Annotated in this window: 12 protein-coding genes and 1 pseudogene; 6 read left to right on the top strand and 7 right to left on the bottom strand. The window is 59.3% G+C overall.

Translation table 11 applies throughout. The features are described from left to right. Window positions 1-7: 7 nt before the first annotated feature. The 7 genes from VOI23_RS13790 to VOI23_RS13820 form a co-directional block, all read right to left on the bottom strand. Window positions 8-1438, bottom strand: coding sequence for an NAD-dependent succinate-semialdehyde dehydrogenase (locus VOI23_RS13790; RefSeq protein WP_323785488.1), 1431 nt, complete (start codon window positions 1436-1438; stop codon window positions 8-10). 15 nt (window positions 1439-1453) lie between these two features. Beyond that, a complete protein-coding gene (locus VOI23_RS13795; protein ID WP_323785489.1) occupies window positions 1454-2740 on the bottom strand; it encodes a biotin/lipoyl-containing protein in 1287 nt (428 codons plus the stop codon). Beyond that, the gene (locus VOI23_RS13800) at window positions 2730-3725 is read right to left on the bottom strand and encodes an alpha-ketoacid dehydrogenase subunit beta (protein WP_323785490.1); all 996 of its coding nucleotides are present in this window, start codon (window positions 3723-3725) and stop codon (window positions 2730-2732) included. Before VOI23_RS13800 ends, VOI23_RS13795 begins: the two co-directional genes overlap by 11 nt. Window positions 3726-3736: 11 nt before the next feature. Beyond that, a complete protein-coding gene (locus tag VOI23_RS13805; RefSeq protein WP_323785491.1) occupies window positions 3737-4738 on the bottom strand; it encodes a thiamine pyrophosphate-dependent dehydrogenase E1 component subunit alpha in 1002 nt (333 codons plus the stop codon). A gap of 59 nt (window positions 4739-4797) precedes the next feature. Next, window positions 4798-6099 (bottom strand): M24 family metallopeptidase, encoded by a 1302-nt coding sequence (locus VOI23_RS13810; protein ID WP_212702404.1) that lies wholly within the window; start codon window positions 6097-6099, stop codon window positions 4798-4800. Window positions 6100-6170: 71 nt separating this feature from the next. Beyond that, entirely contained in the window at window positions 6171-6980 is an 810-nt protein-coding gene (locus VOI23_RS13815; RefSeq protein ID WP_323785492.1) for an SDR family NAD(P)-dependent oxidoreductase, read from the bottom strand. 18 nt (window positions 6981-6998) lie between these two features. After that, window positions 6999-8828 carry a sugar ABC transporter substrate-binding protein gene (locus VOI23_RS13820; RefSeq protein ID WP_323785493.1) on the bottom strand — a complete coding sequence of 610 codons (1830 nt, stop codon included), beginning with the start codon at window positions 8826-8828 and terminating at the stop codon, window positions 6999-7001. A 220-nt stretch (window positions 8829-9048) separates the two neighbouring features. Here VOI23_RS13820 and VOI23_RS13825 point away from each other — a divergent pair, with 220 nt between their 5' ends. From VOI23_RS13825 to VOI23_RS13850, 6 genes and pseudogenes are all read left to right on the top strand, one after another. Next, window positions 9049-10002, top strand: coding sequence for a sugar ABC transporter substrate-binding protein (locus tag VOI23_RS13825; RefSeq protein ID WP_323785494.1), 954 nt, complete (start codon window positions 9049-9051; stop codon window positions 10000-10002). Between the two features lie 76 nt (window positions 10003-10078). Continuing rightward, on the top strand, window positions 10079-10876 hold the full coding sequence (locus tag VOI23_RS13830) for an SDR family NAD(P)-dependent oxidoreductase (RefSeq protein WP_323785495.1): 798 nt from the start codon (window positions 10079-10081) through the stop codon (window positions 10874-10876). 32 nt (window positions 10877-10908) lie between these two features. After that, window positions 10909-11883 carry an ABC transporter permease gene (locus tag VOI23_RS13835; protein ID WP_323785601.1) on the top strand — a complete coding sequence of 325 codons (975 nt, stop codon included), beginning with the start codon at window positions 10909-10911 and terminating at the stop codon, window positions 11881-11883. 13 nt (window positions 11884-11896) lie between these two features. Beyond that, window positions 11897-12898, top strand: a complete 1002-nt coding sequence (locus VOI23_RS13840) for an ABC transporter permease (RefSeq protein ID WP_323785496.1) — start codon at window positions 11897-11899, stop codon at window positions 12896-12898. Beyond that, window positions 12895-14406, top strand: coding sequence for a sugar ABC transporter ATP-binding protein (locus tag VOI23_RS13845; RefSeq protein WP_323785497.1), 1512 nt, complete (start codon window positions 12895-12897; stop codon window positions 14404-14406). The genes VOI23_RS13840 and VOI23_RS13845 overlap by 4 nt, the downstream gene beginning before the upstream one ends. Window positions 14407-14465: 59 nt before the next feature. Further along, a pseudogene (locus VOI23_RS13850) lies at window positions 14466-14813 on the top strand (IS3 family transposase); the annotation flags it as partial. Window positions 14814-14850 lie beyond the last annotated feature (37 nt).

Raw genomic sequence — 14850 nt, forward strand, 5'->3', positions numbered from 1 at the left:
TTCCCCCTCACCAGCTGGCCGAAATATACTGGGTTTCCATGAATTCGAGCATGCCCTCATGCCCGCCTTCGCGGCCCAGACCGGATTGCTTGGTGCCTCCGAAGGGCGCGGCCGGGTCGCTGACAAGGCCGCGGTTCAGGCCGACCATGCCGTAGTCGAGCCGTTCGCAGACCTGCAGCGCGCGCTTCATGTCTTCGGAAAAGACATAGGCGACCAGCCCGTATTCGGTGTCGTTGGCGCGGGCGATCACGTCGTCCTGATCGGTGAAGGTCTGGATCGCGGCCACGGGGCCGAAGATTTCGTCATGCACGCAATCGGCGGTTTCCGGCACATTCGACAGGACCGTGGGCGGATAGTAGAAGCCGGGCCCGTTCGGAACAGTGCCGCCGCATTCAATGTTGGCGCCCTTGGCCACCGCGTTGGCCACGAAGGCCGCGACCTTGTCCCGGGTATCCGCATTGACCAGCGGGCCGACATCGACGCTCGGATCGGTGCCGTCACCCACCTTGAGCGCGCTCATCGCCCCGGTCAGGCGGCGAGTGAACTCCTCGGCCACGTCTTCATGCACGTAAATGCGGTTGGCGGCGGTGCAGGCTTCGCCCAGGTTGCGCATCTTGGCCAGCATCGTGCCTTCGACCGCGACATCCAGATCGGCATCTTCGAAGACCAGCAAGGGTGCGTTGCCGCCCAGTTCCATCGCCGGTTTCAGCACCTGGTCGGCGGCCGAATGCAACAGCTTGCGGCCGACCCCGGTGGAGCCGGTGAAGGACACCACGCGCACGCGCGGATCGTGCAGCATGTGATCGACCAATGCACCGGTGCGGCGCGAAGGAAGCACGTTGACCAACCCCGGCGGAACGCCGGCCTCTTCCAAGAGCGGCATCAGCGCCAGCATGGTCAGCGGCGTTTCCGAGGCGGGCTTGATGATCACCGCGCAACCGGCGGCCAGCGCGGGGGCGATCTTGCGGGTGCCCATTGCGGCGGGGTAATTCCACGGGGTGACCAGAACGGCCAGACCGGCGGGCTTGTGCTGTACCATGATGCGCGCGCCCGACGACGGCGCATGGGTGATCAGCCCGTCGGCGCGCACCGCTTCTTCGGCGAACCAGCGGAAGAATTCGGCGGCATAGGTGGCTTCGCCCATCGCATCGGCGCGCGCCTTGCCGTTTTCCAGTGTGATCAGATGTGCGAAATCATCGAGTCGCGCGGTCATCAACTCCCACGCCTTGCGCAGCACTTCAGAGCGTTCGCGCGGGCTGCGCGCGGCCCAATCGGCCATCGCCGCCTCTGCGGCATCCAGCGCGGCATCGGCATCGGCGATTTCGGCCGACGCGACCGAGGCGAGGACCTTTTCGGTCGCCGGATTGAGAACGTCGAACCGAGCGCCGTCCGCGCCTTTGCACCATTGGCCGTTGATATAAAGATCAGTGTATTCCATGTCATTCTCCATGGCTCAGAGCAGGTGGCGGAGCGGCTGCTCCAACCGGCCTGCGAAATTGGAAAGAAGGGTGACGGCCTGCGTGGCATCAAGTTGATCCGTGCCGCATTCCAACGTCACCGCCAGACCGCCCGAATGGCGCGCGATGGTCAGAACCGGCATGTCCTCGGCCCCCATCTGCACCGACGAGATGCGCGAGAAACGCAGGTCCCGGACAGACAGCTGGGCAGGTTCGTCGCTGGATTCGGTTGACGACAGGGTGCCATTGGCGCTGTAGCTGCGGCTTGCGCCGAAGCTTTCCACGGCAACCACCATCGATGAACCAAGGCTGGCAGCGGCCAGACCGGCAAGCAAAGCACCAGTGTCTTTCAGACCGGCGGTGTCGGCGGCCCAGTCTGCAAATTCGGCAAAGCCGTCTGTGGGGATCTCTGCCACAAGGCGGCGCGATGCGGCTGCTTGCACCTCGGCAGGGGTCGTTGCGGGCAGCGATTTCAGCACGTCGAGATCGGCGACATGGTAGGGCTGTGGGTGGCCAGCATCGACCAGTCGCGACAGGTCGAGACCCTGTTCCAGCGCCAGGCGCCGCGCTTTGGGCGAAGCCAGGATGCGCCCCTCGGAAGAGACTACCTTTGCCGAGGTCGGTTTGGGCTGGGCCGGGGGGACTGCCGCAGGTTTGGGTTCTGGCTTTTTGACAGGGGCCGGAGCCGGGCTTGACGATTGTCCCGCGCGGCTGCGCTGTACCGGGTTTGCCGGGGCCTCCTCCGAGATCACTGCGATGGTTTCACCAACCGGGGCCTCTTCGCCCGCCTCTGCCAGAAGCGCTGCGACGAAGCCGTCAAAACCCGCCTCGACCTCCATGGTCGATTTGTCGGTCTCCACTTCGAACAGGATGTCACCTGCCGCCACCGCATCGCCCGGACCTTTGTGCCAGGCGACAATCAGGCCGGTATCCTGCGCCATGCCCAAGGCGGGCATGATCACGCTGTTGCCCGCGGGCAGCTCAGTTCCCGCACCACCGCCTTCGGGGGCGGCCTTCGGGGCGGGCGCGGTGCCCGACCCTTCGGGCGTGTCCGAGATCCGTGCGATTACCTGGCCCACCGGGACATCTGCCCCGGCTTCGGCCGTGACATCGGTCAGATAGCCGCTGGCCTGCGCCTCGACCTCCATCGTTGATTTGTCGGTTTCCACCTCGAAAAGCACATCGCCCTCGGCCACCGCGTCGCCCGGCCCCTTGTTCCATGAAACAAGCAGGCCGGTGTCCTGCGCCATGCCGAGCGCGGGCATGATCACCTCATGCGGCATGGATCATCTCCCCGCTCATCAGTTTGCGCGCGTTCTCGGCCACCGCATCGGGGGTCGGCACGGTGATATCCTCCAGCGCCGGGCTGAACGGCACCGGCACATCCATCGCGCCCATCCGCAGCACCGGCGCATCCAGATGGTAGAACGCCTTTTCGTTGATGCGGCTGGCGATTTCGCCGGTCACACCAAAGCTTTGATGGCCTTCGTCGACCACGATCACCCGGCTGGTCTTGCGCGCGGATTTCAGCAGCGCCTCTTCGTCCAGCGGCACTATGGTGCGCGGATCGATCACCTCGGCGTCGATGCCTTCGGCGGCCAGAATCTCTGCAGCCGCTTCACAGACCTGCACCATCGACGAGGTGGCGATCAGGGTGATGTCTTTGCCTTCGCGTTTCACATTCGCCTCGCCGAAGGGGATCAGGTATTCCTCCTCGGGTACCGGGGCCTTGTCGTTATACATCAGCTTGTCTTCGAAGATGACGACAGGGTTGTTGTCACGGATCGCGGTTTTCATCAGGCCCTTGGCTTCATAGGCCGAGCTGGGCAGCGCCACTTTCAGCCCCGGAATATGGGCCACCAGTGCGTGCAGCGATTGGCTGTGCTGCGCCGCCGAACGGCGCGTCGCGCCCAGGTTGGTACGCACCACCAACGGCACGTTCAGTTTGCCGCCCGACATGTAATGAGTTTTGGCCGCCTGGTTGCATAGCTGATCCATGATCAGGAAAATGAAATCGCCGAACATCAGATCGACAACTGGACGCGTACCGGTCATCGCGGCACCCACGGCAATGCCCATGAAACCAGGTTCGGCGATCGGCGTGTCGATCACGCGATCGGTGCCGAACTCTTCGACAAGACCGGACAGAACCTTGAATGGCGTGCCTGCCTCGGCCACGTCCTCGCCCAGGATGAATACGGTTTCATCGCGGCGCATTTCTTCGGACAGTGCTTCGTTCACCGCCTGTGACAGAGTGATATTTCGCATGTCGGGTCTCCTCAGGCCAGCGCGTGTTCGATATCGGTGAATACGTGCATGTCCACCTCTGATGCGTCGGGGTATTTTGCGTTCAGCGCGTATTCGACTGCGTCGGCGGCGTCTTTTTCGATCTCGGCGTTCATCGCCTCGATCTCTTCCTCGGTGGCGATGCCTTCCTCGACCAGCCATGAGCGGAACCGGATGATCGGGTCGCGGTTTTCCTTCCAGTCGCGCTCTTCCTCCTTGGAACGGTAGTATTCGCGGTTGATGTCGCCCACATGGTGGCCGTGATAGCGATAGGTCATCAACTCAATGAAGAAGGGGCCTTCGCCCTTGCGGGCGCGTTCGACCAGCTTTTGCGCCAAAGCATTCACAGCCAGCACGTCCTGGCCGTCGATCTGGTGCGACTCGATGCCGAAGGCTTGGGCGCGCGCGATGATCGAGCCAGCGGCGATTTCCTCGGTCTTGGTATATTCGGAATAGCCGTTGTTTTCGCAGGCGTAGATCACCGGCAGCTTCCATAGCGCGGCCATGTTCATGGCCTCGTACATTAACCCCTGTGCGGTGGCGCCATCGCCGAAGAAGCATACGGCCACATCATCGCGGCCCAGCTGCTTGGAGGTCAGTGCCGCACCGGTGGCGATGCCCATGGACCCGCCGACAATGGCATTGGCGCCAAGGTTGCCGTGGCTTTGATCGGCGATGTGCATTGAACCGCCCTTGCCGCGGCAATAGCCCTCTTCCTTACCCAGAAGTTCGCAGAACATCTGCTTGAACTCGGCGCCCTTTGCCACGCAGTGGCCGTGGCCGCGGTGGGTCGAGGTGATGCGGTCATCGTCAGTCAGGGCTTCGCAAATTCCCACGGCGACAGCTTCCTCGCCGGAATACATATGGGTCAGCCCCGGCATTTTGGCCGAGAGGTAAAGCTGATTGGCGTTATCCTCGAAGCTGCGGATACGGACCATCTGGCGATACATGCGCAGATAATCCTCGGTGTTGGTTTTCTTCTTGGCGGGACTCATCGGCGTTCTCTTTCAAAAAAGCGCCCAGCCCCATAAGGAGACCAGGCAGTTTTGGGAGGTTAGTAGCGATTGGCGATCGGCAGATCCTTTGCCGGGAAGAGCGAGATCACCTCGCAACCCTTGTCGGTCACGACCACTTCTTCCTCGATCCGCGCGGCTGAGTAGCCATCGGTTGCGGGGCAATAGGTTTCCAACGCGAAGACCATGCCGGTCTGGATTTCCATCGGGTTTTCAAGGGAAACTGCGCGGCTGATAATCGGGCGTTCATGCAGAGCGAGTCCCAGTCCATGACCAAATTGCAGACCGAAAGCGCTTAGTTCATCCGGGAAGCCGAATTCCTCGGCCTTGGGCCAGGCTTGCGCCACAACGTCGGTGGTCACGCCGGGGCGGATCAGGTCGATCGAGGCATCGATCCACTCGCGCGCCTTGATATAGGCGTCGTTCTGGGCTGGTGTCGAGAACCCGACATTGAAGGTCCGATAGTAGCAGGTTCGATAGCCCTGGTAGCTTTGCAGAATATCGAAAAACGCCTGGTCGCCGGGACGGAACTGCCGGTCGGTGAAATTGTGCGGATGCGGATTGCAGCGTTCGCCGGAAATGGCGTTGATCGCCTCGACATCGTCCGATCCCCATTCGTAAAGAAGCTTGTTCGACAGCGCGACGATCTCGTTTTCACGCACGCCGGGTTTCAGCTCTTCGTAGATGGCATGATAGACGCCATCCACCATGCTGGCCGCTTGGTTGAGCAACTGAATCTCGTCGATATTCTTGATCTCGCGGGCCGACAGCATGACCTGCTGGCCATCGACCACGTTCAGACCTGCCTCTTTCAGGGCAAAGAACATTGCGGTCTCAGCATAATCGACGCCCACCGGCATGTCGGCCATACCAGCCTTCTTGATCAGGCTGGCGATCTCGTTTGCGTATTTTTGCATCAGGCCAAAGCTGGGCGGAATGGTGCCGCGCATGCCGACGACACCGGCCAGCATCCGGTCTGGGTCGAGCCAGTCGCAATATTCGCGGTGATGCACCGCTGCCGACCCGAAATCCCATACATACGGCTCTTCGTCGCCCGCCAGCAGGCAGAAACGGCACATCTTGTCGCGTTCCCACTCGCCAATTTTGGTGCCCGAGACATAGCGGATGTTGTTCACGTCAAACATCAGCATCGAGCCGAGGTTCGATTTCTTCAATGCGTCCTTGGCGCGGCTCAACCGGTAGCGGCGCAACCGGTCGTGGTCGACCCGACGTTCGAAATCCACGGCTGTGTGACCAAGGGCGGGAATGTGACGATCCCAACGCCAGCGCGGGTCCATATCGCCGGGCTGCAGGATGCGGGGATTCAGGGCATTGGTGTTCATATTGGCCTCCATGCGCCCATGGGCGCCTTATTTGTTTGGGTTGTTGGGCGTGGGGACCGAGGTCCCCGCTGTTACTGGATGCACCAGCCGCCATCGATGTGGATCATCTGGCCGGTCATGTAGTCGCTGTCGTCGCTGGCCAAGAAAGATGCCGTGCCAACGATGTCGTTGGGGTAGGATACGCGCTTGATTTGCAACGCATCGCGCACGATGTCGTCGTAAGCTTGGCCTTCGCGCTCTTTGAAACCGATATCGACCAGATCCTTGTCGAGCTGTTCCCACAGCGGGGTGACAACAACGCCAGGCGCATAGCCGTTGACGGTGATGTTATGCTCGGCCAGGCCCAGCGCGCCGCAATGGGTAAGCGCCAGGCAGCCATATTTCGACGTGCAGTAAACGGTCACGTCTACCAGCGGCTTGCGCGAAGCGATCGAGCCCACGTTAATGATCTTGTAAGGGTGATCTTCCATCGGGCCCTGCGCGATCATCTGTCGAGCGGCTTCCTGCATGCCCAGCCACATCGCCTTGGTGTTGACGTTCATGATCATGTCCCAGTTGTCTTCGTCGATATCCATGAAGAACCGGGGCTTGTTCAGGCCCGCATTGAACAGGGCCACGTTGATGTTGCCAAAAGCTTCGACCGTCGCGGCCACAGCGGCGGCATTGTCTTCGCGCTTGGTCACGTCCATCTTGACCGCAATCACTTTGCCATTGCCCACCGCGTTGATGCGGTCGGCCACTTCCTTGGCCGCGTCATGATCCAGATCACCGATGCACACATTGGCGCCCTGCGCGGCGAATGCTTCGGCATTGGCTGCGCCCATGCCGCGGGCGGCGCCGGTGATCAGGATGTTCTTTCCGTTCAGGCGATTTGGGTCCATGGGTTATTCCTCCTCAAGTCAACTTGTCCCGTTTCGTCTCATCAACGCCTCGGCCCGTGCCTGGGCCTGGCGCAAAGCGTCGCGCGGGGTGATGATCCCGCGCAGCATGTCGTGAAATTCTTCGCCGCAGATCTGGATGATGTCGCAGATCTCGGGCACTGGCGGGCGCGGCCAGAACTGCAACTCGTCGCGCCATGACATTTCATCAATCGCCTCGAATATCGGCGAGGCGCGGCGCACTTCCGGGTCGGATGCAACGGAATAGCGCGGATTGGTCCGGCTTCCGTTTTGCACGTAAAGTTTCTGCGCTTCGGGCGATGTAAAGACGATCAACGCCTCGACAGCAGCGCGCAGCCGCTCGGGTGGCAGGTTCGCAGGAATGCCCATGACATAGCCGCCAACCGGCGCAACCGGCACGGCGCCGGGGCCAGCGGGGTGTGGCAAATATCCGGTTTGCCCGTAGGCAGGGCAGGTTTCATCCAGTTCGAAATACGGTGCAAGCAGGGTATAGCCGTAAGCCATCGCAACATTGCCGGCCGCATAGGGGCGCACCCGCTCGTACCAAGACATAGACAGAATGTCGGGGGGCGAGTATTTCAGCAGTTCCATCAGATATTCTGCCGCGCGCAGGCCCGCCTCGGTGTCGATGCTGGGGCGGTAATCGCCGTCGGCAAGGCTGTCGGTTTCGAAACCGCCTGCGATCTTGGGCAGGTTGATCACTGGCTGCCCGAAATCGGCCATGGTCATCAGAACCGTGTGCCCCAATGCGGTGCCACGCGCGGCATTCCACGCGATTCCGTATTGGCCACGCTTCGGGTTATGCAGCCGCGCCGCCGCGTGCAGCAGCTCATCCGTGGTTTCGGGCGGCTGAAGCCCCGCCTGCGCAAAAAGATCCTTGCGATAGAACAACAGTTCAGGCGTTGTCTGGGCCGGAATACCATAGGGGCGCCCGCCCCAATGCGCGGCTTTCCAGCCGGCGGTGTGAAAATCCGATGGGTCGATCCGCGCGATATCCAGTGCTTCGTCAATCGGGATCAGCATGCCGCGTTCGGCGAATTCGCCGACCCAGGGCAGATCGAGCGCGATGATGTCGTAGCGGCTGATCTTGCGTTCGGCGTTGCGCTTTGCCTCTTCACGCAGTCGGTCGATGGAAAAGGCCCGCTGATGGATTTGGGTGCCGATCGTCTGCTCGAACTGTCGCTTGAGGTTTTCCATCACCATGAAGGTCGGGTCGCCGTGCACCAGCACCCGTAGCCCGCCCGCCAGTTTCAGAGGTTCAGGCAGAACCTTGAGCGGCGGCACCGATTGCGCCGACATGTAGGAATTGCCGTAGAAATAGTCACGCGCATCCGCATCGGACTCACCGCCACCAAATTGCGTTTCCGCTGATCGCTTGACCCGCCCCGAAAGCTGGGTCCACTGCTCCAGAAGCAACGCGCTGGGGTGCATCGAAAAGCTTTTACCGCTTTTGGTGCGCGGGCGTTGTTCGATCAGCCCGGCCTCGATCATCTCTTTCAGGCGGCGATTTGCGGTCGCATAAGGAACATGGCTGGAACCGATCAAAGATGTGGGCGTGATGGTCTTGGCTTCCAGATGACCGCGGATCAGGTGCAAAACCATCCGGAAATAAGGGTTCGGTGCGAACAGTTCGATCGAATCTTCAAGTTCGCTGCCAAGTTCATCCAAAAAGGACACGATATGGAGCATTTCGGTTTTCGCGCCAGGCGAAACCAAAGTGCTTTCCTTAAGTCCTTTCATCGCATTCATGGGATGGGTCCGTGTTTTGCGGTTACGTTTGGAAGATCCGGAGATCAGTTTGTTCAATTTGGACGAATCCAGTTCGGGCATCGCGTGCCTCCGTTTCAAAATGTTCAAAATGACCGAAGAACTGTACTGCGAATAAAGCCAAAATGGATATTGAATTATTCAAAATGGATATTTTTGATGAATAGCTGTAACGCAGTAAGCGGCAGACTGCAGTCATTCGTCCGATGCAACGGATGATGATTCTCTGGCCAAGGGGGGCCGGGATCAGACATTGAATTGGACAACTCGGGAGGAGAACCAAATGAAACTTCGGAATGTAATGGCGGCGACCACTGCAGTTGCCTTGATCTATGGCGGCGCCGCTTCGGCGGAGAGCTTCAAGATCGGCATCACCCAGAACAACGTGGGCGTCGACAGCTATCAGACCACATATGAAAAGGCCTTTATCGCGGCTGCCGATGCGAATGTGGATGTGGAAAGCGTCGTGCTTGACGCGGGCGGCGACGTGGCCCGCCAGATCGCGCAGATGGAAGACCTGATCCAGCAGGAAGTTGACGCTATCATCATCTGGCCGACCAATGGCGAAGCCGTGATCCCCGCCGTGCGCAAGGCCCATAAGGCAGGCATCCCGGTCATCGTTACCAACTCAAACATTGCCGAGCAGGGTTTTGATTTCGTCAAGTCGTTCTCTGGTCCCGACAACATCACCCAGGGGGCCCGTTCGGCGGAAATCATGTGCGACAAGTTCAAGGCAATGGGTATCGAGAACGAAGCCCACGTCGTCCACATCACTGGTCAGCCCGGCTACACCACCGCAATCGAGCGCGCCAAGGGCTTCGAAGATCGCCTGCCTGAGGTTTGCCCTAACGTGACCGTCATCGATACTCAGCCGGGCGACTGGAGCCGTGAAAAGTCGCAGAAGGTCATGGAAGCTTTCCTCGTCAAGTATGACGATATCGATGGCGTCTATGCCGGAGATGACAACATGGGCGTTGGGGCGCTCAACGCTGCGAAAGCCGCCGGTCGCGAAGGCATCATCTTTGTTGGTGCGACCAATTTCTCCGTTGGCTACGAGGCCATGGAACGTGGCGAATACTGGGGTTCGATCTACCAGTCTCCGGTGGACGATGCCGAAGCCGCCCTCAAGACTGCCATCGACGTTTTGTCGGGCAAAGACGTGCCGTTCCTGAACTACTTCGACACCCCGAAGATCACGCAGGACAACATGGGCGATTTTACCAAGCCCGTCTTCTAAGATTGCATGTTCTCGGGCGCGGTTTGCCGCGCCCGGTTTCCAACAAAGATCATCAAGATTTCCTGGGGAGGAACCCATGGGCCGTGTTTCGGGTCGTTCATGTATTGTAACCGGTGCTGCACAGGGCATTGGACGTGCCATTGGCGAAGCTCTTCTGAACGAAGGCGCCGATGTTTGCTTTGCCGATATAAACGGTGGCAAGGTGGCCGAGGTTGCGGCCCTGAATAGCGAGCGAGCGACAGCTAATGGCGGGAAAGTGACCCATGCACGGGTTGATGTAACTGACCGTGATCAGGTCCAGGCGATGATCGCCCATACGGTCGACGTCTTTGGGAAACTCGATGTCAAGTTCAACAATGCCGGCGTGAACAAGCCGATGAACTTTCTCGATGTGACCGAGGACAATTGGCGCTTCATCCTGGACGTGAACGGTCTGGGTTGCCTGATAGGCATGCAGGAAGCAGCCAAGCAATTCATCCGTCAAGGCACGCCCGGAAAAATCATCAACACCGCTTCGGTCGCCAGCCGTCAGGGCTTTGATAACGTTGCCCCTTACTGCGCATCGAAATGGGGGGTTGTCTCGCTGACCCAGTCGGGTGCGCGCGATCTGGCGAAACATGATATCACCGTGACGGGGTTTGCTCCGGGGGTGGTCGCAACTGAAATGTGGGAGCAGGTCGATCAGGACCTGATGGCGATCGGCGCGGCGGAGAGACCGGGCCAAGCGATGGAAGAATTTTCAGCCGAAATTCTGAAGGGCCGCGTGGCCAAGCCGGACGATATTACTGGAACCACCACGTTTTTGGCATCGAAGGACAGCGACTACATGACGGGCCAGATCGTGATGATCGACGGCGGCATGACGCTGGTATGACCGGCGTCCGGGAGGCAAAGGGGAGGAAAGCCATGGCAGGGCTGACGAAAGAACAGATTGGTGATTTTTTAGCCCGGCAGGGCATTCTTGTCGCCTTCATTCTCTTTATGATCGGATTTACGCTCGCAAACGCGCGGTTCCTTGATCCTGACAACATCATGGGGGTTGTGCGCTCATCGGCCATTCTCGGGGTGATGGCGTTGGGGGTTACTTTCGTGGTGATCAGCGGCAATCTTGACCTCTCGGTCGGGTCGATGATGTCATTCTCAACGATTGTTGTCCTCGACCTGCACGACAAGATCGGGCCAACCCTGGCCATCCCGGCCATGTTTGCCATGACGCTGTGCCTTGGTGCCTTCATTGGGTTTCTGGTGGGCTATCTCAAGCTCAACTCGCTGATCGTAACGCTGGGCATGCTGTCGGCCATTCACGGGCTGACGCTGACCTATTCAGGCGGTAAGAACATGGATATCGCCGATAAAGAAGGTACGTGGTTCAGCGTCTTCGGTCAGGGCGACGCGCTTGGTATTCCGGTGCCGATTCTTCTGTTTGGCCTACTGGCGGCCTTTTTTAGTCTCGTACTTGCGAAAACGCCGTTTGGGCGCAAGGTCTATGCAGTAGGCGGCAACGGGACGGCGGCGACCTTTTCCGGCATCCGGCGGGCCCGGGTCGTGTTCACCTGCTACCTGCTTTCTTCGCTCTGTGTGGCCACGGCGGGATTGATCCAGGCCAGCCGCTCTCTCGGATCGCAAAATACCGTGGGGCAGGGTCTGGAGCTGGAGGTCCTCGCCGCGGTGATCCTTGGCGGCGCATCGCTGCTCGGTGGCTCGGGGACGATCTTCAAGACCGTGATCGGCGTGCTGATCCTGGGGTTTATCCAGAATGGCCTGCTGCTGGTGGGGCTGCAATTCTACGTCCAATATGTGGTGACATGGGGCATCATCATTCTTGCGGTCTGGCTCGATATCGCGGCCAAGCGCGGCAAGCTCTGGTCACCGATCGCATAAGGGAGGAGTGATCATGCAACCCGGAACCCTTTCCACCTTTCTAAAGCGCGGCGCCATCTGGGGCTTTATCGTGCTCGAGCTGGTCTTCTTCACCGTCGCGGGCGAGTTTCTGAGCCTGAGCGATAAGGCATTCATGGATGTCGACAACATGCTGCTGCTGTTCAAGCAGTCGGCGCCCATCGGGATCATCGCCGTCGGTATGACGATCATCATGATCAACGGCAATATCGATCTGAGCGTCGGCGCGACCTATGCGCTTAGCGCGATTGTCCTGCTCGACAGCATGACATGGTCCATCTTCTCGGGGCTGGGCGATTGGGTGATCCCGGTTTCGTGGGGGCTGGCCCTGCTGACCGGTGTCGTGCTGGGCGCGCTGAACGGACTGATCGTCTGGAAGACGGGCGTTGATGCTTTCATCGTGACGCTTGGATCAATGCTGGGCTATCGCGGGATTGTCTTCATGTATAACGGCGAACAGCCCACCAGCTACCTGAACTGGACACTGGTCGATTTCGCGGAGGCGCATTTCCTTGGTCTGCACACCGCCACATGGTTCTTGCTGGCCGCAACGGCGGCGGTATGGTTGCTGATGAACAAAACCGTGCATGGCCGTAACGCCTATGCCATCGGCGATAACCGCAATGCAGCGGTCAATGCCGGAATCCGCGTGGGACCGCATATGATGATCAACTTTATGGTCATCGGCTTTCTGGCTGCGCTTTCGGCGGTGGTGTTTTATTCCGAAAGCGGTTCGGTCAACCCCAATGATGGTGAGCTTTACGAGCTTTGGGTGATTACCGCGGTTGTGCTGGGCGGCACCAAGCTGACCGGCGGTGCCGGGTCCATCATCTCGACCTTCGGCGGCGTGCTGGCCATCCAGCTTTTGCGCAAGGGTTTGGCGCATATAGGCGCCGACACCGAAACCGTGAACCTTGTGATCGGTCTTATCCTGATCGTGGTTCTGTTCCTGGATCGCCAGCTCAACATCAAAGGCAAAGAGGAGTTGAAGGTATGACCGATCAGACCCCCGTCCTGCGTCTCGAACACATCGTCAAGACATTCCCGGGCGTTCGGGCGCTGGACGATGTATCGCTGTCTGTCTTGCCGGGCGAAGTGCATGCCCTGATGGGCGAAAACGGCGCCGGCAAGTCCACCCTGATGAAGGTGCTGGGTGGCATCTATCAGCCCGACGAGGGCCAGATCATCGTCGGAGAAAAACCCGCAGTGATGTATTCCCCACTGGAAGCCAAGGCCAAGGGCATTGTCTTCATCCATCAGGAGCTCAGTCTCGCCGAAGAACTCACGGCCGCCGAGAATATCTATCTGGGCGAGCTGCCGCGCAAGCGTTTCGGCCTTGTCGATTGGGATAAACTCTATGCCCAGACCGATGCGATCCTGCAAAAGCTGAAAGTGGGTTTCGATGCCAGAAAGCGGGTCGGCGATCTCAGTATCGCCAACCAGCAGATGGTAGAGATCGCCCGCGCACTTACTGTGGACGCAAAGGCAGTGATCTTCGATGAGCCCACCGCTTCGTTAACGGACGCGGAAAAAGTGGTGCTGTTCGACGTGATCGCCGATCTGCAAGCGCACGGGGTGGGCATCATCTACATTTCGCACCGGATGGAAGAAATCTTCAAGATCACTGACCGGATCAGTGTGCTGCGCGACGGGCAATATCGGGGCACGCTAACCACTGCCGAGACCAATGAGGATGAAGTCACTCAGTTGATGATTGGCCGCAAGCTTGACCTAAGAAGGAATGAGACGCATCACGACCTGGGCGATGTTGCCATTGAAGTGCGTAACCTGTCCTGTGGCGACCTGTATCAAGACGTCAGCTTCGAGGTGCGCAGGGGAGAAGTTGTTGGCTTCTACGGTCTTGTCGGCGCAGGGCGGACCGAGATAGCCGAGACGCTGTTCGGTCTGCGCGAACCGAGTGCCGGAACAATCCTTCTGGATGGCGCAAAAACATCCATCAATTCGCCCGCCGATGCGATTGCAAAGGGAATTTCGCTGGTCCCGGAAGACCGAAAGGGGCAAGGGCTCGTACTGGGCATGAACTGCAGGGACAACATGACCTTGCCGCAAATTTCCGATCTGAAGGCCGGGCCGTTCGTCGCGGAAGGCGCCGAGATCGCAATCTTCGATCAGTATCGCGATCGGCTCGACATTCGGACGCCGGGCTGGAAACAGCAGGTCGGAAATCTGTCTGGTGGCAACCAGCAGAAGATCGTGATCGGTAAATGGTTGTCCATGCATCCCAAAGTGCTGATCGTGGATGAGCCGACGCGAGGAATTGACGTGGGCTCAAAATCCGAAATCCATAACCTGATCCGGGAACTGGCGGCGCAGGGTTACGCGGTGATCGTGATTTCGTCGGAAATGCCCGAAGTGTTACATGTGTCCGACCGCATAATCGCGATGTACAGCGGCCGCATCATGCGCAGTTTTACTTCCGAGGAAGTGACCGAAGACAACCTTATCCAGGCGATCTCAGGGATCAAAGACAACAAAGCCGCATGAGGAGGGTTGAGGTGCCCTTAGATTTGTAGACGCTTGCCTTGTTCAGATTGAGCTGTCTGGGTTCGCAATTCACCAGCCGGGAATGGCAATCTTTCCTGGCGCAACACAATCTGGTGCCCAGCATGAGCCGACGCGGAAACTGTCACGAGTTCAAAGATGGTCTGCGAAGCAGATCAGATGATCCGGGGGATCATCTGAAATCGCAGAACGCTGTCGCTGAGAGCTTCTTCCAACTGCTGAAACGGGAACGGATCAGGAGCCGAACCTACCCGACCCGCGAAGCCGCAAGACAGGACGTGTTTGAGTACATCGAGATGTTCTACAATCCGAAACGCAAGCACACGAACAACGGAATGCTGTCGCCCCCTCTCGGTGATTGCATGCAATCACCTGCCGGCAATGGTTGACTTCGAAACCAGACAGCTCAATCTGAACAAGGCAGGT

It is taken from the genome of Thalassovita sp. (genome assembly GCF_034670005.1).
Taxonomy (GTDB): domain Bacteria; phylum Pseudomonadota; class Alphaproteobacteria; order Rhodobacterales; family Rhodobacteraceae; genus Thalassobius.